The organism is Streptomyces sp. NBC_00154 (genome assembly GCF_026342835.1).
Lineage (GTDB): Bacteria > Actinomycetota > Actinomycetes > Streptomycetales > Streptomycetaceae > Streptomyces.
This window is the reverse complement of record NZ_JAPEMI010000001.1, coordinates 2,624,190-2,646,956: the sequence shown is the minus strand read 5'-3', so window position 1 is coordinate 2,646,956 and position 22,767 is coordinate 2,624,190. Positions and strand designations below refer to the sequence as shown.

The following is a 22,767-nucleotide window of genomic DNA, read 5'->3' as shown; positions in this document are numbered from 1 at the left end:
CGGTGCGCGCGGGGCAGCACTAAGCTGGCTGTCAGCCATTTGATCGCCTGTTTCGATCTCGTTGGTCAGACCCCTGTTCGGTGTTCCCGCACCGGCAGGGGTCGTTCGTTATTCGGAACGCTAGAGCGTCCGCACCGTGCGTGGCAAGCCGGTCACGAAAAGTGAACTTGCCTGCTGGGGAGGGTGGGTGGGTTGAAGCCCTCCACCCCTTCCTCGAAAAGAGCGCTCGGAGTACGGGGCTTGAGCTCCGGGCCTCAGTTGCGCTTGAGATCCGTGACGAAGGACGACCACGCCGCCGTACGGAAGACGAGCGCCGGGCCGTCCGGGGCCTTTGAGTCGCGGACGGGGACGACGCCGGGGTGGCCGTCGGCGACCTCCAGGCAGTCGCCACCGCTTCCGCCGCTGTACGAGGACTTGCGCCAGGTTGCTGCGGCCAGGTCGTAGTCAGAACTGCTGAGCTTCATGGGCGTGATCCTCCGCCACCGACTCGATCAGGGCCAGGGACGCTTCCGGTGACAATGCGCTGGCCGCCACCAGATCGTAGGTCAGTTCGTAGTGCCTGACGGTTGCGGGATCGTCGTGCAACTTCCCTGTGCCCAGGCCCTGAAGGTAGGCGAGCGGGGGCGCGTCATCGAAGGACATCAGCTTGAGCGGTCCTTCCATGGCCATGTGTGCGCCGGCGTTGAACGGCAGTACCTGCACGATGATCCGGTGATCGCGTGTCAGCTTCAGGATGTGGTTGAGCGCCTCTGCCATCACTGCCGGTCCGCCGGCCTCCCGACGTAACGCCGCCTCGTCCAGAACCGACCAAACCAAGGGGGTTGTTGGATCGGACAGCAGGTGCGCCCGCTCCAGCCTCGCCGCGACCAGATCGTCGATCACGTTCTCCGGAGCTGTCGGCTGGTATGCGCGGAACACCGCCCGTGCGTACGCCTCCGTCTGCAACAGCCCGGGGATCAGCTGCGGCGCGTACTCCTTGATGGTCCTCGCGACGGCCTCCGCCTCCGCCGCCTCCGCGAAGTGGTCCGGGTACTTCGACTTCTTCAGGGCGACGCAGTTCCGTACGAAGAACCCGTCCGTCGTCAGGATCTCGTCGAACTTCTGGGCCTGGTCCAACTGCATCCGGCGCGTACCGGACTCCAGTTGGCCGATGAACGAGCCGCTGACGAAGAGCGGGAGTCCGAGTTCTTCCTGTGAGAGGCCGGCGCTGTCCCTCCGGTGGCGGAGTTCGGCGCCGAGGAGGGCGCGGGGCGAGGAGGACGGGTCGAGTTTCTTGGGGCCCGGCATGGCAACTCCCTGTGACACACCTGCGGTTGTTGGACCTGCGGCACTTCCAGGCTAGTCGGGCGTCGGACACGCTGGGTAGGCATTGCGATTACCGAGCGTGGAAGGTGTGCAGGATGACCAGTACGGAGCGACGACGGGTTGCCGCCGGAAGAGCGCAGGAGGCGGAGGACGCGGTGGAGACGCTGAGACAGGGGTTGAAGGGCGTGGGGCTCACGCTGCCGTCGTTGCGGATCGATCCGGTGTCGTGCTCGGGGAACGAGCCCGCGCCGCTGGTGGATCTGGGGCGCTGCAACATCGACACGGCGCTGCAGCTGAGCGCCGTTCTGGAGAAGAAGTGTGACGGGGAGGCCGGTCATGACGGGTGAGGGACTCGAACCGTGTACGCCGGAGCCCGGGACGTACGCGGTGGACTCGCGGGACGGGCGAGTGGGGCGCGTGATGGGGTGCGTCGGACCGTACGTGCAGCTGCGGCCGCCGGGAGGAGGGGCCGAGTGGGACTGCCCACCGGAGTCCGTGCAGCCGGCCTCGCCCGGGGATGCGCTGCGGGCCAGGGTCAGGGAGGTCAACCGGGAGGGGCGGCTGCCGTGAGACACACGGAGGGCGGCACCCGCACGGGTGCCGCCCTCCGTTGCGTCACGGGATCAGGCGCGGGCCGGCTCCGGTGCCGGGTCGGTGACCGGGGCGGTCGGGCCGCCGGTTGCGGCGACCGCCGAGACCGCCGGCTCCTGCGACACGTTGAACTCCGCCAGCAGGTCCTTGCTGAAGCCGAAGAAGTACGTGGCGACGAAGCCCGCCAGGTAGCCGACCAGCAGGCCGCCCGCGTAGATCGCGATCGTCGTGCCCAGGCCGTGGTTGCCGTCGAGGAGCGGGAACAGGGCCCAGCCGGACGGGCCGATCGCCGTGGAGCCGACCGCGCTGCCGAGCTGGTTGAAGAAGCCGACGAACGCCCCACCGAACGCACCGCCCACGCAGGCCGTGATGAACGGGCGGCCGAGGGGGAGCGAGACACCGTAGATCAGGGGCTCGCCCACGCCCAGCAGACCGGCGGGGAGAGCCGACTTGATCGTCCTGCGGATCGACTCGTTGCGGGGGAGACGGAGGTAGACCGCGAGGGCCGCGCCGACCTGGCCCGCACCCGCCATGGCGAGGATCGGGAGGAGGACCGTGTAGCCCTGCTGCTCGATCAGAGTGGTGTGGATCGGGATCAGCGCCTGGTGCAGGCCCAGCATGACCAGGGGGAGGAAGAAGCCGCCGAGGACCAGGCCCGCGCCCGCACCGCCGTTGGACAGCAGCCAGTTGGCGAAGTCGCCGATCGCGGTGGAGACCTCACCGGCCACGTACATCAGGCCGAAGATCGTCACGAGGCCGGAGATCAGCACCGTCAGCGTCGGGGTGACCAGGACGTCCAGTGCCTCCGGGACCCAGCGGCGGCACCACTTCTCCACGTACACCGCGAGGACCGCCGCGCCGAGCGCGCCCAGCACACCGCCCTGGCCGGGGGAGAGCTTCTGGCCGAAGGCCTCGATGTCCGCGACGCCGGGGAAGACGATGATCGCGGCGACCGCACCGCCGAGGATCGGCGTGCCGCCGAACTCCTTGGCCGTGTTGTAGCCGACGAAGACGGCGATCAGCGCCATGAAGCCGGACGCCATTGCGCCGAGCGCGGGCGTCACCGACGTCAGCCAGCCCAGGTTCTTCAGCAGGCCGTTGAGACCGGCGATGATGCCGCAGCCGATGAGGGCCGGGATCAGCGGGACGAAGATGTTCGCGATCTTCCGGAGGAAGAGCTTGAACGGGGTGGCGTTCTTCGCCTTCCGCGCCGCCTTGATCGCGGCGCCCTGGGCGGCGAGTTCGGCCGCGGTGGTAGTGGTGGTGGTAGTGGCCGGCTCGGCCGCGGTGGCCGGTTCGGGAGCGGCTTCGCGGGCCTCCCGCACCAGCTGTTCGAACTCCGGGGTGACCCGGGCGACGGTGCCCGGGCCGAGGACGATCTGGTACGTGTCGTCCTCGACCACACCCATGACGGCGGGGAGCGCCTTGAGGGCCTCGTCGTCGACGAGCGAGCGGTCGTGCAGGCCCAGCCGGAGCCGGGTCATGCAGTGGACGACGGAGCTGACGTTCGCGGCGCCACCGACGAGCGGAAGGATCGCGGCGGCAGTGGCGCGGTTCTTGTCTTCTGTAGCCATGGTGCGTGGTGCCTTGCTGTGCGGGGGGTGTCGGAGCGGTTCCCCGGATGGGGTCAGGTGGTGGTGCGTGGTGCGGCCGCGAGGGCGGCACGGAGGTGGCCGTCGGACGCGGACAGGAGTGTGGCGGCGGTGGGACCGTCGACCTGGCCGAGGATGGTGAGGATCGCGTTCTTCACCTCGCCGTCGGTGGCGGCGAGCGCGGCCTCGATCTCCTCGTCGGAGGCGCCGGTGGCGAGGGCGACGATCCGGCGGGAGCGGGCGCGCAGCTTCTCGTTGGAGGCGCGGACGTCGACCATCAGGTTTCCGTACGTCTTGCCGAGCCGGATCATCGTGATCGTGGACAGCATGTTGAGGACGAGCTTCTGCGCCGTACCGGCCTTCAGCCGGGTCGAGCCGGTGAGCAGCTCGGGACCGACGACGATCTCGACGGGGTGCTCGGCCGCGGCGCCGAGCGCCGAGTCCGCGTTGCAGGACAGGCCGATGGTCAGCGCGCCCTTGGCGCGGGCGTGCTCGACGGCCCCGATCGCGTACGGCGTACGGCCGGAGGCGGAGATGCCGACCACCGTGTCGTCGAGGGTGAGGTCCAGGGCGTCGAGGTCGGCGGCGGCCAGCTCCTTGCTGTCCTCGGCGCCCTCGACGGCCGTGATGATCGCGGACGGTCCGCCCGCGATCAGGCCGATGACCTCGGACGGGTCGGTGTTGAACGTGGGCGGGCACTCGCTGGCGTCCAGGATGCCGAGCCGGCCCGGGGTGCCCGCGCCCGCGTAGATCAGCCGGCCGCCACGGGCCATGCGGGCGGCCGTTCCGTCGATCGCCGCTGCGATCTCGGGCAGCCGGGCGGCGACGGCGGTCGGGACGGTCCGGTCCTCGCCGTTCATGATCCGGGCAATCTCCAGCGTGTCCAGCCGGTCGATCTCGGCGAGCTCGGGCCGGAACGCCTCGGTGGTGAGGGTGGCGAGCTCGGCGCGCAGCTCCCCGTACTCGGAGTCCCGGCCGGGCGTCGCGGCGTTGGCGTCGGTGGTGGAGGTCATGGACAGCGGCTCTGCTTTCTCGATCTCGTGTCTCGTGCGGTTCAGCGGGTACGGCGTTGTGGTCAGCGGGTGCTGCGAGGGGTATGTCGGTGGGCGAGCGCCTCGTAGGAGGCGGCCAGCGCCGGGGCGGCCGTCTCGTACGTCCGCTGGGCGACGCCTATGAACAGACAGTCCACGACGAGCAGCTGGCTCGTACGGCTCGACATCGCGGCGGGGCGCAGTTCGCTCTCGCGGGCGGTGGAGGTCGTCAGCACGTGGTCCGCGTACTGCGTCACCGGGCCGTCGGGGCGGCCGGTGATCGCGATCGTCGTCGCCCCCTGGTCGAAGGCCACCCGGAGCGGTTCGATCACATCGACCGTGGAGCCGGAGTGGGTGATCGCGATCGCCACATCGCCGGAGCGGAGCTGCACGGCGTTGGTCACAGCCAGGTGCGGGTCCATGTGGGCGTGCGCGATCAGGCCGATCCGGAGCAGCTTCTGCCCCAGGTCCTGGGCGACGAGGGAGGAGGCGCCGACGCCGTAGATGTCGATCCGGCGGGCGGTCGACGCGGCGGCGACGGCGGCGCCGAGCTGTACCGTGTCGAGCCCGGCGGCCGTGTCGGCGAGGGTCTGCTGCTCGTCGAAGGCGAGCTTGGCGACCACATCGGCGATCGGGTCGTCGACCGCTATGTCCGCCGTGACAGCGGGGGCGCGGCCGGACTGCTGGTGGGCGGCGAGCCCGGCCAGGGCGAGGCGCAGATCACGGTAGCCGGGGTAGCCGAGGAGGCGGGCCGTGCGGACCACGGTCGCCTCGCTGGTGCCGGTGAGCTCGGCGAGACCGGTGACCGTCAGGGCGGCGCAGCCGGCGGGGTCACCGGCGACGGCTTCGGCGACCCGCTGCATGGAGCGGGTCATGGACGGCGCGAGCGTCCGCACCTTGGCCGCGAGGGCGGCCGGTGCGGGCGGAGAATCACCGCTGAAACTTTCCTTCAGGTCATTGGTCACGTTTGAAAGATATTTTCAACCCTGCGACCCGTCAACCCCTCTTTGGTCCCGACCTCTGGCGGTACCGAGAATCTGTCTGTGACGAAGGCCGTCTTACGGCGAGGGCCGGTTGGATGCGGGGTGAGAATGACTCCATGGAGTTGAACCGCCTGGAGCAGGCGCTGCATACCGCCCGCGCGCTGGTGATGGCCGATCTCGCAGCCGGCGACGTCGCCGAGGCCGAAATCGTCTCCCTCGTCGAGGACGCGGTGACGCACCGGCGCTGGTGGGTCGAACAGTGGCCGGACGGTATGGAGTACCTGGTCGGACTGGTCGCCCAGGACGTCCAGGACGCGCTGCTGGAGCGTTACGGCCGGTGGCCGCTCTGCCCGGTCTGCGACGCCGGCGACCCGCACGCCCTCGACGTCGAACCCGAACTGGGGCCGGACCCGCGCTGGGTATGCACCAAGGCGACCGTGATGGTGGCGCGCGTCGGCGCGCTGAGCGGGGTGCTGCGTCGGTGACGGTCTATATCGACCCGCCGGACTGGCCGGGTCACGGACGCCTCTGGTCGCACCTGGTGAGCGATGTCTCGTTCGAGGAGCTGCACGCCTTCGCCGCCTCGATCGGCTGCCCGCCGAAGGCCTTCGAGCGCGACCACTACGACGTACCGGAGACCCGGTACGCGGACGCGGTGCGGGCCGGGGCCCGCGAGATCGGCTCCAAGGAACTGGTGCGCCGGCTGACGGACGCGGGGCTGCGACGCCCCAAGGGACGCCCGGCTCCCGGCAGCTGAACGGATGCGGCCGACGCGGCCGCCGGGGTCACACCGCCGGGGCAGGCGCTTCCACGGACGCCTCCGGCGAAGCCGCCGCCGCGGGCGAACCGGTCACCCGGCGCGACCTGCCCCCGCCCTGCAGCCGCAGTGAGCACACCACCCCCACCAGCGCCAGCACCGTCATCGCCGCGCCCGCCCAGGCCGTCGCCGCGAACCCGAAGTCCGCGTCGATCACCGTGCCGCCCAGCCAGGGGCCGCCCGTGTTGCCCAGATTGAACGCGGCAGTCGTCGTCGCACCCGCCAGGGTCGGGGCCGCGCCCGCGATGTTGAACATCCGGGCGTTCAGTGCCGGGGCCGTGTAGAACGCCGACAGGCCCAGCAGGAACGCGAGCCCGACCGCGGCGACCTGGTTCGAGGCGAACAGCGCCAGCGCGACCAGGAAGACCGTCGACGCCGCGATGCCGCTCATCAGCACCCCGAAGAGGTGCGCGTCCGCGACCCGGCCGCCGATCGTCGTGCCGATCAGCGCACCGACCCCGAACAGCGCGAGGACCGTCGGCACCCAGCCCGAGTCCAGCCCGGCGACATCCGTCAGCAGCGGCGCGAGATAGCTGAACGCGCAGAAGACCCCGCCCGCCGCCAGCGCCGTGACCATGATCGACAGCCACGCCTGACGGTCACGGTAGATGGACATCTCCCGCTTGAGCTGCGGCTTCTCCGCAGGGAGCGGGATACGTGGGATCAGCGTCGCCACACCGGCCAGAGCCACCGCCGACGCCGCACCGACCGCCCAGAACGCCGACCGCCAGCCGAGGTTCTCACCGAGGAACGCCCCCAGCGGTACGCCGAGGACGTTCGCGATCGACAGCCCGCCGATCATCACGGCCATCGCTCTGGCCCGCGCGTTCACCGGCACCATCGCGATGGCGACCGCCGCACCGACGGCCCAGAACCCGGCGCACGCGAAGGCGCTCACCACACGGGACGCGAAGAGCACCTCGTACGTCGGAGCAAGCGCACCCGCGACCTGCCCGAGGCCGAAGACCGAGATCAGCGTGATCAGGGTGGTCCGGCGCGGCAGCCGGAGCGTGGCCACGGCGAGCAGGGGTGCACCGATCACCATGCCGATGGCGAAGGCGGATATCAGGAGCCCGGCCCGGGGGATGGACACATTCATGTCGTCGGCGATCGGCGGCAGCAGACCGGAGAGCATGAACTCGCTCGTACCGAGGGCGAAAACCGAGAGCCCCAAAATGTATACGGCCAAGGGCATACGGGTGCGATGACGAACGGCAGAGTCGGGCATGACAGGTGCCAACGACGATGCAGTCCGTTACATTCCCGTATCGGCGGATCGTGCCGACTGTCTCAACGGGTGAGCAGCTCGAGCTCCGTGAGCAGGTTCTGCCGGGCACGCGGCTCCCACTCCGCGATCCCGTGCGGCGTACGGAACAGTCTCGGCAGCCCCAGCAGCTGACGCAGTACGGCCGCCCGGCCGTCCCGGAACGCGTCGTCGGGGACGAAGCCGTACTCCTCCCGTACCTGCGCCGCGTACTCCGCGTACTCCTTGGGGGCGGCCGCCAGGATCGCCAGGTCCGCGTCGCACAGCACCTCGCCGTTGGTGTCGCCGGCCGCCGGGTCGTGAGTGACGGTGAGCCGGACCAGCCGCGCCACTTCGGCGGTGATGTCGTCCGGGACACCGGCCTCGGGCAGGGCGCGCTCGGCCAGGGCGGCGCTGCGCTCCTCGTTCTCGGAGCGGTCCGGGCGGTACACCGCGTCGTGGAACCACGCGGCGAGGCGGACGGCGTCCGGGTCGGCGGCGTGGCCGGCCAGTGTGTCGATGCGGTCGAGGACCGCCGTCAGATGGGCCGTGGTGTGGTAGCGGCGCTGCGGTTCGGCCCAACGGGCAAGGAAGTTGTCGGCGTAGGGGCGCGGATCGGGAGTGGGGGCGCCGCCCCGGACGGCGACGAGAGCCGCGTGCCAGCGGCCACGGAGGACGTCGGCGGCAGTTCCCGCCTCGTGGACGCTGCCCGCCTCGTGGGCGGCCGCGGAGGCACTGCTTTCGCGCGAGCTGTCGGTCATGGGACGACCCTAAGGGCCGGTCGGCCGCCGGAGGACCGGGCCGCACGGCCGGGACCGGGGCGGCCCGTCGAGGGCCGCCCCGGTCGTTGTGCGGTGTGCCGGACCGGTCAGTGGCCGGGCGGGGTGTCCAGGGCCAGTGCGGCGAAGGTGGCCAGCCAGTGGTCCGTGCTGAAGTCGCCGGAGGAGACCGACGGCAGGCCGACGGCGAGATGAGCCTCGGCCGAAGCGGTCAGAGCGGTGTGGGCGGGGCCCTCGCCCAGCGCGTCGGCGATCGTACGGAGGGCCGCTGCCCGGCTCATGGTGAGGCCCAGGAGGTGGCCGATCTGCGGGTCCGAGTGGTCGGAGACCACGGGCGGGGTGAGCAGCGGAGAGTCCGTCAGCCCGGGCAGGAACCCGGCCAGCCAGGTCCGGAACTCCGCGACGGGCAGCACCCGGCGCATCGCGTCCGCCTCGGTCAGGGCGGGGGAGAGGAAGTCCTGCCCGGACGGCTCCCAGTGGGCGGGGGCGTCGTGGTCCTCGGCGAACCAGGTGCGCAGCCGTTCCGCCACCGCGTCGAGCACCGGGCGGGACAGACCGGCGCGCTCGCCCGCGTCCAGAACCATGCCCAGGCCGAAGGCGCTGTTGGGGTGGATTCCGTGCCTGATCGGGTACGTCGCCTTGGGCAGCCAGCCGGTGAGGAGTTCGCCGACCGTCTCCACGGCGGGGGCGAGAGCGTCGGCCCAGCGGTCGCCCTCGGGGGTGGCGAGCGCGCGGCACTCCGCCGCCAGCGCCACCAGCCACGCCCAGCCGTAGGGGCGTTCGAAGTGCGGGCGCTTGCGGAGATACGCCGCCTCGAAGGCGAGGTTCTCCGGGGTGAGGTGGGAGTTCAGTACCTCGTGGACACGGGTGGTGACCGTGGCCGGGAGGTCGCCGGTGGCGGAGAAGCGGCGCAGCAGGCGGACGAGAAGCCAGTGCATGTGCACGGTGGAATGCCAGTCGTACCCCCCGTAGAAGGCGGGGTGCAGGGTGCGGGGCGCGACCAGCTCCTCGGGGCCGGCGTACAGGTGGGCAGGGGCGTTGGGGTACTCGCGTACGACGTTGGCGAGGGCCAGTTCCGTGAAGGGGACGGCGTACGCGGCAGGGAGCGCGGGGGACATCGGGGTCACTCCAAGGAGGTGGGCGAGCGGCTCGGGTCAAGGGGCGGCTCGGGCCAGGGGGTCAGGGGCGGCTGGGGTGAGGGGCGGTCCGGGTCAGAAGGCGAAGAGGGCCATGATCGCGACGTTGCAGACCAGCAGGGCCGCTGCCGTGGGGAGTTGCGCCTTGATCGGGCCGTACTGGTCCTTGAGTTCGAGCAGAGCGGCGGGAACCAGGTTGAAGTTGGCGGCCATCGGGGTGACGAGGGTGCCGCAGAAGCCGCAGAGCATGCCGATCGCGAGGATCGCGGGCGCGTTGCCGTTCATCTGCTCGATGAGGACGGGCCAGCCGATCGCGGCGGTCATCACCGGGAACGCGGCGAAGGCATTGCCCATGACGATGGTGAACAGCGCCATGCCGCAGCAGTAGACGGCCACGGCCACGAACTTCTGACCGTCCGGCAGCACCGCCTCACTGATCCTTCCGACCTGCTCACCGACACCGGCGGACTGGAAGATCGAGCCGAGGACTGCGAGCAGCTGAGGCAGGATCAGCGCCCAGCCCATCGATTCCAGCATGTTGCGACCGGAGTGCAGCGGCACGGAGATCCTGCGCTCGCGCAACAGCACCATGCCTACGATCAGCGCGGCGATGGCGCCGACGCCGAGACCCAGGATGGTCTCGTACCCCGGCTCCAGGACCGGTTCGCCACCGATCTTCCAGTTCTTCACGAGCGTCGCGCAGACCATCGCGACGACGGGGATGGTGAGAGCCGGAAGGAACAGCTTGTTGCCGAGGCGGGCGGCCGAGGCTGCGCGCTTCTCGCGGGAAGGAGTGTGTGATGCGCCCTTGCCGGTGAGACCGCAGCCGCCCAGGACGATCAGGATCAGGACGGCGACACCCAGCGGTTCGGCGGGGAGGGACTTGTCGACGACTCCGGTGGAGTAGAAGAACGCGGCGCCGAGCAGACCCCAGAAACCGGCCGAACCGAAGCGCTTGGGGTTGCTGCGGTCCATGACCATCTGCGCGGCCATGACGAGGAACACCGCGCCGACCAGCCAGAAGAAGTACTCGGACTTGATCACTTGGCGTCCTCCGTCCGGAGCCCGGCGTGCGTCGTCAGGTCGTTCTCGGCGGCGGCGACGGCGAGTTCGCGCTCCAGCTGCCGGTCCAGGTTGAGCAGGCGGGCCCCGTGGATCAGGAAGGCGCAGATCGCGGAGGGGATCGCCCACAGGGCCAGATGCAGGGGTTCGAGGTGCTGGTCGTACGTGGAGTTCACGAAGCCGGTGATCAGCAGGATCGATCCGATGGCGATGAAGCAGTCCTCGCCGAAGAACACCCCGATGGTGTCGGCGCCTGACGCGTGCGAGCGGACCTTCTCGCGCAGCTTTTGCGGCAGCGGACGACCCGCCTTGGCCTCGGCGGCGGCCTCGGCCATCGGGGCGATCAGCGGCCGCACACTCTGCGCGGGGCCGCCGATGCTGGTGAGGCCGACGGAGGCGGTGAGCTGCCGTATCAGCAGGTAGAGCGCCAGGAAGCGGCCGGTGGTCAGCCTGCCCAGCTTGCCGATGAGAGTACGGGCCTGCTCCTGGAGTCCGTACCGCTCGAGAAGCCCGATGACGGGCAGGGTGATGACGAAGACGGTCACGGAGCGCGCGGAGGCGAAGCTGTTGCCGAATGTGGCCAGCACCTCCTGCGGGGAGAGCTTGCCGAGCAGCCCTGTGACGATGCCTGCGACACCCACCACAAGGAGGGGATTGCGGCGGGTGGCGAATCCGAGGATCACCACGAGCACGCCGAGGAGAACGATCACGCGTCGGCCTTCTTCCGCGCATGGACGTGCAGGCATGCCTGCACGGTCCTGATCAGACGGGGTAGTGCGCGAGACATTAAGCGATTGTTCAACAAACCCACAAGGGTGTGGGCTACATGGATAGCAAAGCGTGAGGTGGGGCCGTGGTGCGGCCGGAGCGGATGGTGCCCGGTTCGGCCGACGCGGGCGAAAGATGGTGCGCTTTGGCCCTGATCTGTGGTTTCGCCCGGAGAGAGTCCGGCGCGTGGTGCGACGGGCGGGGTTCGGGGGATCGCACGGATTGTGGAACGTTCCATGCGTGACACGGCCCGGCGCGGGGTGAAACGCCGGGCCGTACCGAGTGGGGTTGCCGCGCGGCGGGTGCCCGGGTGGGGCTATCGCGCGGTCAGGCGCTCCGCGTACGCCTCCGCCAGCTGGCGCCGTGAGTCCTCCAGGTAGAAGGCCAGCATCCGCTCGGCGCCCGCCGCGTCGCCCTCGGCGAGTCTGTCCGCGATCTCCCTGTTCCGGGTGAGGTAGGGCTCGTGGAACCGGCGCGGGTCGGCCATCACATGGAAGGCCAGCCGCAGTTCGGCGAGGACGTTGCGCATCAGCTCGTCCGTGCGGGGGCTGTTCGCGAGGCCGGCCAGGGCCTGGTGGAAGCGGATGTTGGCGGTCGAGCAGACCGGCCAGTCGTTGGCGAGCGCCGCCTGCTCGCCCGTCGACACGGCGGCCTCGACGGCCGTCAGGTCGTACGGCGGCTCGCCCAGCGTCCGCAGGGCGGCGCACTCGACGAGCAGCCGGACCCGGTAGATGTCCACCAGGTCGTCGACGGCGAGGACGCGGACGAAGACGCCCTTGTTGAGCCGGTGTTCCAGGAGGCGTTCGTGCGACAGCAGGCGGAAGGCCTCGCGCAAGGTGTTCCGGGACACGGCGAGGGCGCCGCTGATGCTCTCCTCGGAGAGCCGGCTGCCCGGCGGGAAGTAGCCTTCCATGATCCGGTCCCGCAGGATGGCGGCGACCCGCTCGGCGGTGCCGGACCGGGCCAGGGAGGCACTGTCCGCCGCCAGTTCCGAGAGATCCGGAGAAGTCCGGCCGCCCGCATTCCCCGCCATGGCCCGTCCTCCGCCTGTTGCCGTGCGCGTCGTCCGGTGCGCACTCTGTGCCCAGTGAACCGTACGGGTGTCTCACTCCCCAAGCCGGGTCTTGTCAGATTGTTGAACAATCGCTAGCGTGCGCCCGTGATGGATCTGACGAACCCGACGAACCCGGCGAGCCCGACGAACCCGATGGATCTCAACGCGGATCTCGGCGAAGGGTTCGGGCACTGGACCCTCACCGATGACGACGCGCTGCTCGATTGCGTCACCAGCGCCAATGTGGCCTGCGGGTTCCACGCGGGCGACGCCTCCGTGATGCGGCGGGTCTGCGACATCGCGGCCGCCAGAGGCGTCCGGATCGGTGCCCAGGTCGCCTACCGCGATCTGGCCGGCTTCGGGCGTCGCTCCATGGATGTGCCACCCGCCGAACTCACCGCCGAGATCGCCTACCAGATCGGCGCCCTGCGGGTCTTCGCCGAAGCGGCCGGCTCCACGGTCGCGTACGTCAAACCGCACGGCGCCCTCTACAACCGTGCCGTCTGGGACGACGACCAGGCGGCAGCCGTGGTCGAGGGCGTCGGGCTGGCCGGCGGGGACCTGGCGGTCCTCGGGCTCCCCGGGTCGCGCCTGCTCGCCCACGCCAGGGCCGCGGGTCTCACTTCCGTCGAGGAGGCCTTCGCCGACCGCGCGTACACCCCGCAGGGCACGCTGGTCCCGCGGAGCGAGCCCGGCGCGGTGCTGCACGACGAGGACGAAGTCGTACGCCGCAGTGTCGGGATGGCGGTGGACCGGGGCGTCACCGGCGCGGACGGCAGCCGGATACCGGTCGCGGCACGCTCGCTCTGCGTGCACGGCGACACCCCGGGCGCGGCGGCGCTGGCACGCAGGATCAGAGCGGCGCTCGAACAAGCGGGCGTGGCCGTGCGGGCATTCGCATGAGCGCGGGCACCGGCGCCGCGCGTGAGGTCACGGCCGAGCGGAGCGTCCTCACGGGACAGTCGCGCGACGCGCGTACGTCCGCGTCGCGGGGGACGAGTACCCGCCCGTCCCGCGAGGCGGGCGCCCCGGCCGGCATCCGCATTCTTCCCGCCGGCTCCGGAGCGCTGCTCGTCGAGCTGTCCTCCGGTGAGCACGCCGAGGCCTTTCACGCCGAACTGCTGCGGCGTCGCGCACGCGGCGAACTGCCTGCCGTACGCGAGATCGTGCCCGGTGCCCGGACCGTCCTGCTCGACGGCATCGCGGACCGCATCCCGGACGGCAGCGCGCGGCTCGCCCGGGAACTTGTCTCCTGGGAGATACCGCCGCTGCGGCGCGACACCGGGGAAGCCGTCGAGATCCCCGTCGTCTACGACGGCCCGGACCTCGCCGACGTCGCGGCGGCCTGGGGCGTCACCGTCACCGAGGTGCCCCGCATCCACGCCGGGACCGAATTCCGCGTGGCCTTCTGCGGGTTCGCCCCCGGCTTCGGCTACCTCACCGGCCTCCCCGAGCACCTGCACCTGCCGCGCCGCGCGACTCCGCGCACCAGGGTTCCGGCCGGTGCGCTGGCCCTCGCGGGGGCCTACACCGGGGTCTACCCACGCCCGTCGCCCGGCGGCTGGCAGATCATCGGGCGGATGCCCGAGCCGGGCGAACTGTGGAACCCGGCCCGCGAACCGGCCGCCCTGCTGAGCCCCGGGGCACGGGTGCGCTTTGTCGCGGCGGAGGTGCGGCCATGACCGGTGCCATCGAGGTGGTCAGGGCCGGAGCCCTGACCACCGTTCAGGACGCGGGCCGTATCGGCTGGGCGCACCTCGGGGTGCCGCGCGCCGGCGCCCTGGACGCCCCCTCCCGCCGCCTCGCCAACCGGCTGGCCGGAAACCCTGCGGACGCGGCGCTGTTGGAGACGACCGCCACCGGCTGCGCGGTCCGCCCGGACCGGCCCGTGGTCGCCGTCGTCGGCGGTGCGCCCTGCCGGGTCACGGTCGACGGGCGGCCCGTGGCCTGGGGGACACCCGTGCACGTACCGGCGGGCGCGGTGCTCGACGCGGGGCCCGCGGTGCAGGGGCTGCGCAGCTATCTGGCGTTCGGGGGCGGCCTGCTGCCGGAACCGGTGCTGGGCAGCAGGTCCGCGGACCTGCTCTCCGGGCTCGGCCCGGCGCCGCTGCGCGACGGCGACGTACTGCCGCTGGGACACGGGGCGTCGCGGCCCGCGGCCCCCGACGCCGTGCCCTGGCCGGGCGCGCCCGCCGAGCTCGTTCTCCCCGTACGCCTCGGCCCCCGCCACACCTGGTTCACGGATCAGGCGCTGCGCACGCTCACCACGGCCACGTACCGGGTCTCGCCGCACAGCAACCGGATCGGCCTGCGCACGGAGGGCCCGGCCCTGACGCGCGCCCACGAGGGCGAACTGCCCAGTGAGGGGATGGTGCTCGGCGCCATTCAGGTGCCGCCGGACGGCCGCCCGGTGGTGTTCCTCAACGACCATCCGACGACCGGGGGCTATCCGGTCGTCGGGGTCGTGGACGAGACCGCACTCGCGGGGGCGGCACAGGCGGTGCCGGGCACCCGGGTGCGGTTCGTGAGCGCGGGCTGACCACCGGCCCCGTCGGGCCGGTCCTACGCCACCGCGCGGAACCCCCGGAGCCGCAACGAGTTGCCCACCACGAACACCGACGAGAACGCCATCGCCGCCCCCGCGATCATCGGGTTCAGCAGCCCCGCCGCGGCCAGCGGCAGCGCCGCCACGTTGTACGCGAACGCCCAGAACAGGTTCGTACGGATCGTCCCCAGCGTCTTGCGCGACAGCCGGATCGCGTCCGCCGCCGCCCGCAGGTCCCCGCGGACCAGGGTCAGGTCGCCGGCCTCGATCGCCGCGTCCGTGCCCGTGCCCATCGCCAGGCCCAGGTCCGCCTGGGCCAGTGCCGCCGCGTCGTTGACGCCGTCGCCGACCATCGCGACCGAACGGCCCCGGGCCTGCAGCCGCTTGACGACATCGACCTTGTCCTCGGGCATGACCTGCGCGTACACGTCGTCCCGGTCGATCCCGACCTCCGCCGCGACCGCCTCCGCCACCGCCCGGTTGTCCCCGGTGAGGAGGATCGGTGTCAGACCGAGGGCCCGCAGCCGTGCGATCGCCTCCGCGCTGGTCTCCTTCACCGCGTCCGCGACCTCCAGGACCGCCCGCGCCTCGCCGTCCCAGGCCACCGCGACGGCCGTCCGTCCGGCCGCTTCCGCCGCCGCCTTCTTGCGGGCCAGCTCCTCAGGCAGGTGGATCTCCCACTCGGCGAGCAGTTGCTCCCGGCCGACGAGGACGGCGTGGCCCTCGACAACACCCTGGACGCCGAGCCCCGCGAGATTGGCGAAGTCCTGGACGGCGGGCAGGGCGGCCCCGGTCCGCTCGCGGGCGCCGGCGGCGACCGCCTGGGCGATGGGGTGTTCGGAGGCGTGCTCCAGGGCGCCGGCCAGCCGCAGCAGCTGCGCCTCGTCCGCGGTGTCCGCCGCCATGTGGACGTCCAGCAGTGTCATCCGGCCGGTTGTGACCGTGCCGGTCTTGTCGAGGACGATCGTGTCGACGCGGCGTGTGGTCTCCAGGACCTCGGGCCCCTTGATCAGGATGCCGAGCTGTGCGCCGCGCCCCGTGCCGACCATGAGGGCGGTGGGTGTGGCGAGGCCGAGTGCGCACGGGCAGGCGATGATCAGTACGGCGACGGCGGCGGTGAACGCGGCCGTGACGTCGTCCGTGAGTAGCAGCCAGACGACCAGGGTGACCAGCGCGATCAGCAGGACGACCGGGACGAAGACCGCCGAGATCCGGTCGGCGAGGCGCTGGGCCGCCGCCTTGCCGTTCTGCGCGTCCTCCACGAGCCTGGCCATCCGTGCCAGCTGGGTGTCGGCGCCGACCCGGGTGGCGCGCACGACGAGACGGCCGCCCGCGTTGAGCGTGGCACCGGTGACGGCGTCACCGACCCCCACCTCGACCGGAACGGACTCGCCGGTGAGCATCGACGCGTCCACCGCGGAGGCGCCCTCGACGACGGTGCCGTCGGTGGCGATCTTCTCGCCGGGACGGACCAGGAACCGGTCCCCGACCTGCAGCTCAGCCGTCGGCACGGTCACCTCGCGACCGTCCCTCAGCACGGTGACCTCCTTGGCACCCAACTCCAGGAGCGCCTTGAGCGCCGCACCGGCCTTCCGCTTGGAGCGGGCCTCGAACCAGCGGCCGGCCAGGATGAACGCGGTGACTCCGGCCGCGGCCTCCAGATAGATGTTCCCGGCGCCGTCGCTGCGGCCGATGGTCAGCTCGAAGGGGTGCGTCATGCCGGGCATTCCGGCCATGCCGAAGAACAGCGCCCACACGGACCACAGGAACGCGGCCGATGTGCCGACGGAGATCAGTGTGTCCATCGTCGCCGCGCCGTGCCGGGCGTTGGTCCAGGCGGCGCGGTGGAACGGCCAGGCGGCGTAGGTGACGACGGGGGCGGTCAGGGTCAGTGAGAGCCACTGCCAGTACGTGAACTGCAGCGCCGGGATCATCGACATCGCGATCACCGGGACGGCGAGCACGACGGCGGTGAGCAGCCGCTGCCGCAGCGGGCGGAGCGCGTCGGCCCCGTCCTCGGCGGCGGGCGAGGGCTCCTCGGTGCGTACCGGAGGCGCGGGCTCCTGCGCCGTGTAGCCGGTCTTCTCGACGGTGGCGATCAGGTCCTGTACGGACAGGTCCTCGCCCCGGTAGCTGACTTTGGCCTTCTCGGTGGCGTAGTTGACGGTGGCGGTGACGCCGTCCATCCGGTTGAGCTTCTTCTCGATGCGGGCCGCGCAGGATGCGCAGGTCATGCCGCCGATGGAGAGCTCGACCTCTGCGGTGGTGCCGGTGCCGGTTGCGGCGGTGTGCGCGGACACGGTGTCCTCCCTGGCGTATATACCCCTAGGGGGTATCCGATACTGATGTATGTATACCCCCCACCCCTATGAAGCGCAAGGGTGGATCCGGTGCCGAGCCGCGGACCCGGGTGTGTCCGGCCGTCGGGCACCCCTCTGACCTCGCGTATCTTCACGTCCGCAGGGAAGCTGCACCTTCAGCCGACTGACCCGTAGGCTGGCCATTGGACTAGACCTATAGCTGTTTACTGGAGGAATGGGGTCCCATGAGCAACCGTGCAGTCCTGGAGGTGATCGCTCTCGACGCGGAGGACGCGGTCGCTGCCCAGGCGGGTGGTGCAGACCGGCTCGAGCTGGTCACCGACATGGCGGCGGACGGACTGACCCCGTCCTGCGCGACCTTCGCGAAGATCCGTGCCGCAGTCGACATTCCGCTGCGGGTGATGCTCAGAGTGGCGGACGGGTTCGCGGCCGGTGACATCGACGTACTCGTACGGAAGGCGCGCGAGCTGCGGGCCGAGGGGGCCGATGAATTCGTCCTCGGCTTCCTGGATGCGCAGGGCCACGCGGACCTCGTCGCCGTCGAGCGGCTCGTCGCCGAGCTGGACGGCTGCAGTTGGACGTTCCACCGTGCGATCGACCGCGCCACCGACCGGGACGCCCTGCGCAAGCAGCTGGCGGACCTGCCCGGCCTCGACACGTACCTCACGGCCGGATCGGCGCTGGGCGTCGACGACGGCATCCCGGTGCTGCTCGTCGAGGCGGCACGGAACGGCGAGCCCGGCTACGAGCCGCAGATCCTGGTGGGGGGCGGGCTGCGGCTCGAACACCTGCCGGAGCTGCTGGCCGCGGGCATCGACGCGGTGCACATCGGGGGTGCGGCGCGCCCCAAGGGATGGGACGCGCCGGTGGACGAGGCAGCGGTACGGGAGTGGCGGGCGCGGCTCGACGGACAGGGCGGCTCACCGGGGTGACCGGTTCCGTCCTCAACCACCCCCATGGCCTCGAGGGCATGGGGGCACCCGCTCGACGGGCCGGAGAGCCGAGCCCGTCCGGCGATTGAGGCCCGGCGGCTACCGGGCGGTCCCGGCACCCCCGAGCGCCTCCGGCAACCCCGCCGCGTGCACCACCGTCAACCCCGACACCGCACGGGTCAGCGCCACATACAACCGGCGCAGGCCCGTGCGTTCGTCCGGTTCGCCGTCGACCACCGCCGCCGGCTCGTCCAGCACCACATAGTCGTACTCCAGCCCCTTCGCCAGCGACGCCGGGACCAGCGTCAGCCGGGACTCGGCCGTCGTCTCCTCGCCGGGGGACAGATATGCGTGCCCCGCCGCTGTCAGCGCCTCCGCCAGCGCCGGGATCCGGGCGTCCGCCGCGATCAGGCCGATCGACCCCTCCTGCGTCAGCGACTCCTCGCACGCCGCGAGCACCGCCGCGTCCAGAGCGGCCGGGCCGGCCACTCCCCGTACCGCCAGTGAACCCGGCGACTCACGTACCGACTCCACCTCCGCGAGACCCGGCGAGATCACCGGCAGCAGCCGGGACGCGTACGCGATGACCTCCCTCGGCACACGGAAGCCCGCCGTCAGCTCCTCCACCACCGCGTCCGCCTTGCCCAGGTGGTGCAGCGCCTGCGCCCAGCTCTCCGTCGACCACGGCGTCGTCCCCTGTGCCAGGTCGCCGAGCACGGTCGCCGAACCTGTCGTGCAGCGGCGGCCCACCGCCCGGTACTGCATGGGGGAGAGGTCCTGCGCCTCGTCGAGGACGACATGGCCGAGCGAGTGGGTACGCGCCACCAGATCGCTCGCCTCGTCGATCAGCACCGCGTCCGCCGCCGACCACTTCACCGACTTCACGCTCCGGGCCGGCTTCGTCCACAGGATCGTCTTCTGCTCGTCCTCGGTGAGCAGCCCGTCCGCGTGCGCGGCCAGGAACTCCGGGTCGGAGAGCAGTCGCAGCACCAGCTTCGCCGGGTCGACGGCGGGCCAGATCGCCTTCACGGCCGCCTTGACCGCGGGAGTGCGGGCCACCGCGTTCTGCACCCGGTCGTCGGGGGCCTCCCCGGCCTCCTCCATCCGTACCAGGACGGCGTGCGCGATGCGCTGCGGAAGCGCCTCGTGTGCCGCTCCGTACCGCATGTCGCGGGCCAGCAACTCGGTGACCATCTCCTCCAGTTCGTACGCGGGCACCCGCCAGCGGCGCGAACCGCGCACCACCATCACCGGCTCCGTCGGCAGCGTCACATGCGAACGGATCGCCCGCCGCAGCACCTCCGCCATCCGGGCGTCACCCTTGACGACGGCCGCCTCCGCCGCGTCCGTACCCCGCACCTCGACATGCGCCGCCACCAGATCGTCGACGGTCGCCTGCTTCACCTCCAGCTCACCGAGGGCCGGGAGCACCTGCTCGATGTAGTGGAGGAACGACCGGTTCGGCCCGATGACCAGCGTGCCGGTGCGGGCGAGCCGCTCGCGGTGCGCGTAAAGCAGATACGCGACCCGGTGCAGGCCGACGGCGGTCTTGCCGGTTCCGGGCCCTCCCTGCACGCAGACCGTCCCGCCGAGCCCGCTGCGGACGATCTCGTCCTGCTCGGGCTGGATCGTCGCCACGATGTCGCGCATCGGACCGACGCGCGGCCGCTCGATCTCCGCCTGGAGCAGTTTGCTGGTCTGCGCGGCCTCGGTCGGGTCGCTGAGGTGCTCGTCCTCGTACGCGGTCAGCTCGCCGCCGGTGTACCCGAAGCGGCGGCGCTGTCCGACGTCCTGCGGGTCCTTCTTCGAGGCCCGGTAGAACGGCTGCGAGACGGGCGCACGCCAGTCGATGACCATCGGATCGCCGTCGGCGTCATGGACATGGCGCCGCCCGATGTAGAACTGCTCGCCCTCCGCGCCCTCGGCCTGTTCGGCACCGACCGGGTGCAGATAGTCGAGGCGGCCGAAGAAGAGCGGGGTGTGGGAGAGGTCGGCGAGCGACTTGATGCGTTCGTCGATCTGGGCCTGCAGGACGGCGGCGTTGACCCAGTTCGCGGTGACATCGCGGATGTCGAGCGCCTGGGCGTCCTCACGCATGGCGCGCAATGCGGCCCGGGACGCCGCGAGATGGGCGCGCTCGCGACCCAGCGGATCGGTGGTGGTGGTGTCGCTTTCGTGTTCGTGCGCGGGCACGGTGTTGCCTCCGGCTTTTCAACGCAGGACGGCGGCCCGCAGCTCGCTCCCGGTTACGGGCAGGGGGCGACGCGGTCCGCTCGAGGATCGATCACGGGGTACGCACGCAGGTGCACGTACGACTGTCGGCCGGTTTCCGTCCGGTCGGCGGCGCTCCCCCGGCTGCCGGCGACGAGCCGGTACCACGGTGCGGGAGGCGGGCAGACCGGCGATTGTATCGACCGCGACCGGCGGGGTCGAACGAATTGAGCTGCCCGGCCCACCCGCAGTCCCTTCCCCGTCCAGCCCCCGCCCCATCCCGTAGGGGACGGCATGCGACCGGAGGCCTATGCGAAGACCACGGGGATTCCGCCCGCGGGCCGATGCCTTTACGGCACGGGCGCAGGACCATGGATTACATGAGCACCGCCAGCCTGAACCCACACGGGACCGGCCCCGCGCACGGCGCGACGGCCGCCACCGGTCACCCGCCCACCCACCACATCGGCGACGCCATGCGCGCTGTGAAGGTTTTCGCACGCGCCGCGTTCGGCGTGGCCGTCCTCGGCGAGTACGCGGAGGAGGCGGGCGTCCTCCGCCGCGAGCATCGAGAACAGCACGACCGATCCGTACGCCGCGAACACTGAGTACGGCGGGGCCACGAGTTCGCGCGACCGCTCCGGTACGAGCATCCGGCACGGAGGCGAGGAGCCCCGCCCCCGCGCGTGGAGCGCTCGATTCAGCTGCTCAGTTGTCCGTCAGCAGCTCGTCCGCGTCCACGATCCGGTACGCGTACCCCTGCTCGGCCAGGAACCGCTGGCGGTGTGCCGCGAAGTCCTGATCGATCGTGTCGCGGGCGACCACCGAGTAGAACCGGGCCTCGTGCCCGTCCGCCTTCGGCCGCAGCACCCGGCCGAGCCGCTGTGCCTCCTCCTGCCGTGAGCCGAACGTGCCGGACACCTGGATGGCGACGGTCGCCTCCGGCAGGTCGATCGAGAAGTTCGCGACCTTCGACACGACGAGGACGCTGAGCTCGCCCTGGCGGAACGCGTCGAAGAGCTTCTCGCGCTGTGCGTTGCTCGTCTCGCCCTTGATCACCGGGGCGTCCAGATGCTCGCCCAGCTCGTCGAGCTGGTCGATGTACTGCCCGATGACGAGGGTCTGCTCGCCCCGGTGCTTGCGCACCAGCGCCTCCGTCACCTTCCGCTTCGTCGCGGTCGTCGCGCAGAACCGGTACTTCTCCTCGGCCTCGGCGGTCGCGTAGGCCAGCCGCTCCGAGTCCGTCAGATTGACCCGGACCTCGACACAGTCGGCAGGCGCGATGTAGCCCTGCGCCTCGATCTCCTTCCACGGCGCGTCGAACCGCTTGGGGCCGATCAGCGAGAAGACGTCCGACTCGCGGCCGTCCTCCCGGACGAGCGTCGCGGTGAGGCCGAGCCGCCGCCGGGCCTGCAGGTCGGCGGTGAACTTGAAGACGGGTGCGGGCAGCAGATGCACCTCGTCGTAGATCACCAGGCCCCAGTCGCGGGAGTCGAACAGCTCCAGATGCGGATAGACGCCCTTACGGCGGGTCGTCAGCACCTGGTACGTGGCGATGGTGACCGGCCGGATCTCCTTGCGCGTACCGCTGTACTCGCCGATCTCGTCCTCGGTCAGCGACGTCCGCTTCACCAGCTCGTGCTTCCACTGCCGGGCCGAGACGGTGTTCGTCACCAGGATCAGCGTGGTCGCCTTGGCCTCCGCCATCGCACCGGCCCCGACCAGTGTCTTGCCCGCACCGCAGGGGAGTACGACGACGCCGGAGCCACCGTGCCAGAACCCCTCGACGGCCTGCTTCTGGTACGGCCGCAGTGCCCAGCCGTCCTCGGCCAGCTCGATCGGGTGCGCCTCGCCGTCGACGTACCCGGCCAGGTCCTCGGCCGGCCAGCCCAGCTTCAGCAGGGTCTGCTTGATCTGCCCGCGCTCGGACGGGTGCACCGCCACGGTGTCCGGGTCGATCCGGGCCCCGACCAGCGGCTGGACCTTCTTCGACCGGAGGATCTCCTCCAGAACGGGCCGGTCCGTGGAGGTCAGCACCAGACCGTGGACCGGATGCTTGGAGAGCGTGAGGCGGCCGTACCGGGCCATCGTCTCGGCGATGTCGACGAGCAGTGCGTGCGGTACCGGATAGCGCGAGTACTGCACGAGCGCGTCGACGACCTGCTCGGCGTCGTGCCCGGCGGCGCGTGCGTTCCACAGCCCGAGGGGGGTCAGCCGGTAGGTGTGGATGTGTTCCGGCGCCCGCTCCAGTTCCGCGAAGGGCGCGATCGCGCGACGGCAGGCATCGGCCTGGTCGTGGTCGACTTCCAGGAGCAGGGTCTTGTCGCTTTGGACGATGAGGGGTCCGGTCACGCGTCTCGGCCCTTTCTACGGGGGTGCGGCCGCCCGTGCGGCCAA

At 71.3% G+C, this 22,767-nt stretch carries 23 protein-coding genes; 9 read left to right on the top strand and 14 right to left on the bottom strand.

The window, feature by feature from the left end; translation table 11 throughout:
• Positions 1 to 254: 254 nt before the first annotated feature.
• Both OHA03_RS11775 and OHA03_RS11770 read right to left on the bottom strand, forming a co-directional pair.
• Positions 255 to 464, bottom strand: coding sequence for a DUF397 domain-containing protein (locus OHA03_RS11775; protein ID WP_267003443.1), 210 nt, complete (start codon positions 462 to 464; stop codon positions 255 to 257).
• Entirely contained in the window at positions 445 to 1,287 is an 843-nt protein-coding gene (locus OHA03_RS11770; protein ID WP_267003441.1) for a helix-turn-helix transcriptional regulator, read from the bottom strand. The genes OHA03_RS11775 and OHA03_RS11770 overlap by 20 nt, the downstream gene beginning before the upstream one ends.
• A 113-nt stretch (positions 1,288 to 1,400) precedes the next feature.
• On the opposite strand from OHA03_RS11770, the gene OHA03_RS11765 reads away from it, so the two are divergent.
• Positions 1,401 to 1,652, top strand: coding sequence for a hypothetical protein (locus OHA03_RS11765; RefSeq protein WP_267003439.1), 252 nt, complete (start codon positions 1,401 to 1,403; stop codon positions 1,650 to 1,652).
• Complete coding sequence (locus OHA03_RS11760) at positions 1,642 to 1,875, top strand: hypothetical protein (RefSeq protein WP_267003437.1); 234 nt, start codon at positions 1,642 to 1,644, stop codon at positions 1,873 to 1,875. Before OHA03_RS11765 ends, OHA03_RS11760 begins: the two co-directional genes overlap by 11 nt.
• A 53-nt stretch (positions 1,876 to 1,928) precedes the next feature.
• On the opposite strand, the gene OHA03_RS11755 is transcribed toward OHA03_RS11760, so the two are convergent.
• The 3 genes from OHA03_RS11755 to OHA03_RS11745 all read right to left on the bottom strand — a co-directional run bounded on the left by OHA03_RS11755 (position 1,929) and on the right by OHA03_RS11745 (position 5,484).
• Positions 1,929 to 3,470 (bottom strand): PTS transporter subunit EIIC, encoded by a 1,542-nt coding sequence (locus tag OHA03_RS11755; RefSeq protein ID WP_267003435.1) that lies wholly within the window; start codon positions 3,468 to 3,470, stop codon positions 1,929 to 1,931.
• A 53-nt stretch (positions 3,471 to 3,523) separates the two neighbouring features.
• Positions 3,524 to 4,501: an N-acetylmuramic acid 6-phosphate etherase gene (gene murQ / locus OHA03_RS11750; protein ID WP_267003433.1), complete on the bottom strand. Its 978-nt coding sequence runs from the start codon at positions 4,499 to 4,501 to the stop codon at positions 3,524 to 3,526.
• A gap of 62 nt (positions 4,502 to 4,563) precedes the next feature.
• Positions 4,564 to 5,484, bottom strand: a complete 921-nt coding sequence (locus tag OHA03_RS11745) for a MurR/RpiR family transcriptional regulator (RefSeq protein WP_267003431.1) — start codon at positions 5,482 to 5,484, stop codon at positions 4,564 to 4,566.
• A gap of 134 nt (positions 5,485 to 5,618) precedes the next feature.
• On the opposite strand from OHA03_RS11745, the gene OHA03_RS11740 reads away from it, so the two are divergent.
• On the top strand, positions 5,619 to 5,987 hold the full coding sequence (locus OHA03_RS11740; protein ID WP_267003429.1) for a hypothetical protein: 369 nt from the start codon (positions 5,619 to 5,621) through the stop codon (positions 5,985 to 5,987).
• Positions 5,984 to 6,259 carry a DUF4031 domain-containing protein gene (locus tag OHA03_RS11735; protein WP_093931498.1) on the top strand — a complete coding sequence of 92 codons (276 nt, stop codon included), beginning with the start codon at positions 5,984 to 5,986 and terminating at the stop codon, positions 6,257 to 6,259. The genes OHA03_RS11740 and OHA03_RS11735 overlap by 4 nt, the downstream gene beginning before the upstream one ends.
• A gap of 28 nt (positions 6,260 to 6,287) precedes the next feature.
• Here OHA03_RS11735 and OHA03_RS11730 read toward each other — a convergent pair whose 3' ends face one another.
• The 6 genes from OHA03_RS11730 to OHA03_RS11705 all read right to left on the bottom strand — a co-directional run bounded on the left by OHA03_RS11730 (position 6,288) and on the right by OHA03_RS11705 (position 12,340).
• Positions 6,288 to 7,514, bottom strand: coding sequence for a Cmx/CmrA family chloramphenicol efflux MFS transporter (locus OHA03_RS11730; protein ID WP_267003423.1), 1,227 nt, complete (start codon positions 7,512 to 7,514; stop codon positions 6,288 to 6,290).
• Between the two features lie 95 nt (positions 7,515 to 7,609).
• Positions 7,610 to 8,323, bottom strand: a complete 714-nt coding sequence (locus tag OHA03_RS11725) for a hypothetical protein (protein ID WP_267003421.1) — start codon at positions 8,321 to 8,323, stop codon at positions 7,610 to 7,612.
• 107 nt (positions 8,324 to 8,430) lie between these two features.
• Positions 8,431 to 9,459, bottom strand: a complete 1,029-nt coding sequence (locus tag OHA03_RS11720; RefSeq protein WP_267003419.1) for a DUF2891 domain-containing protein — start codon at positions 9,457 to 9,459, stop codon at positions 8,431 to 8,433.
• 93 nt (positions 9,460 to 9,552) lie between these two features.
• Positions 9,553 to 10,521, bottom strand: coding sequence for a DUF979 domain-containing protein (locus OHA03_RS11715; protein ID WP_267003417.1), 969 nt, complete (start codon positions 10,519 to 10,521; stop codon positions 9,553 to 9,555).
• Positions 10,518 to 11,249 carry a DUF969 domain-containing protein gene (locus OHA03_RS11710; RefSeq protein WP_030979511.1) on the bottom strand — a complete coding sequence of 244 codons (732 nt, stop codon included), beginning with the start codon at positions 11,247 to 11,249 and terminating at the stop codon, positions 10,518 to 10,520. Before OHA03_RS11710 ends, OHA03_RS11715 begins: the two co-directional genes overlap by 4 nt.
• Before the next feature lie 374 nt (positions 11,250 to 11,623).
• Complete coding sequence (locus OHA03_RS11705) at positions 11,624 to 12,340, bottom strand: GntR family transcriptional regulator (RefSeq protein WP_267003412.1); 717 nt, start codon at positions 12,338 to 12,340, stop codon at positions 11,624 to 11,626.
• Positions 12,341 to 12,514: 174 nt separating this feature from the next.
• Between OHA03_RS11705 and pxpA the strand changes: the two genes are divergently transcribed.
• From pxpA to OHA03_RS11690, 3 genes are all read left to right on the top strand, one after another.
• Positions 12,515 to 13,264 carry a LamB/YcsF family protein gene (gene pxpA / locus OHA03_RS11700; RefSeq protein WP_267008015.1) on the top strand — a complete coding sequence of 250 codons (750 nt, stop codon included), beginning with the start codon at positions 12,515 to 12,517 and terminating at the stop codon, positions 13,262 to 13,264.
• 140 nt (positions 13,265 to 13,404) lie between these two features.
• Complete coding sequence (locus OHA03_RS11695; RefSeq protein WP_267008014.1) at positions 13,405 to 14,043, top strand: allophanate hydrolase subunit 1; 639 nt, start codon at positions 13,405 to 13,407, stop codon at positions 14,041 to 14,043.
• A complete protein-coding gene (locus OHA03_RS11690) occupies positions 14,040 to 14,900 on the top strand; it encodes a biotin-dependent carboxyltransferase family protein (protein ID WP_267003410.1) in 861 nt (286 codons plus the stop codon). The genes OHA03_RS11695 and OHA03_RS11690 overlap by 4 nt, the downstream gene beginning before the upstream one ends.
• Before the next feature lie 23 nt (positions 14,901 to 14,923).
• On the opposite strand, the gene OHA03_RS11685 is transcribed toward OHA03_RS11690, so the two are convergent.
• Positions 14,924 to 17,206: a cation-translocating P-type ATPase gene (locus OHA03_RS11685; RefSeq protein ID WP_267003408.1), complete on the bottom strand. Its 2,283-nt coding sequence runs from the start codon at positions 17,204 to 17,206 to the stop codon at positions 14,924 to 14,926.
• Positions 17,207 to 17,451: 245 nt separating this feature from the next.
• Here OHA03_RS11685 and OHA03_RS11680 point away from each other — a divergent pair, with 245 nt between their 5' ends.
• Positions 17,452 to 18,159 carry a copper homeostasis protein CutC gene (locus tag OHA03_RS11680; protein WP_267003406.1) on the top strand — a complete coding sequence of 236 codons (708 nt, stop codon included), beginning with the start codon at positions 17,452 to 17,454 and terminating at the stop codon, positions 18,157 to 18,159.
• A 99-nt stretch (positions 18,160 to 18,258) separates the two neighbouring features.
• Here OHA03_RS11680 and OHA03_RS11675 read toward each other — a convergent pair whose 3' ends face one another.
• On the bottom strand, positions 18,259 to 20,352 hold the full coding sequence (locus OHA03_RS11675; RefSeq protein WP_267003404.1) for a UvrD-helicase domain-containing protein: 2,094 nt from the start codon (positions 20,350 to 20,352) through the stop codon (positions 18,259 to 18,261).
• Between the two features lie 398 nt (positions 20,353 to 20,750).
• Here OHA03_RS11675 and OHA03_RS11670 point away from each other — a divergent pair, with 398 nt between their 5' ends.
• On the top strand, positions 20,751 to 20,978 hold the full coding sequence (locus tag OHA03_RS11670; protein WP_267003402.1) for a hypothetical protein: 228 nt from the start codon (positions 20,751 to 20,753) through the stop codon (positions 20,976 to 20,978).
• A gap of 100 nt (positions 20,979 to 21,078) precedes the next feature.
• On the opposite strand, the gene OHA03_RS11665 is transcribed toward OHA03_RS11670, so the two are convergent.
• Positions 21,079 to 22,722 carry a DNA repair helicase XPB gene (locus tag OHA03_RS11665; RefSeq protein WP_267003400.1) on the bottom strand — a complete coding sequence of 548 codons (1,644 nt, stop codon included), beginning with the start codon at positions 22,720 to 22,722 and terminating at the stop codon, positions 21,079 to 21,081.
• Between the last annotated feature and the right edge of the window lie 45 nt (positions 22,723 to 22,767).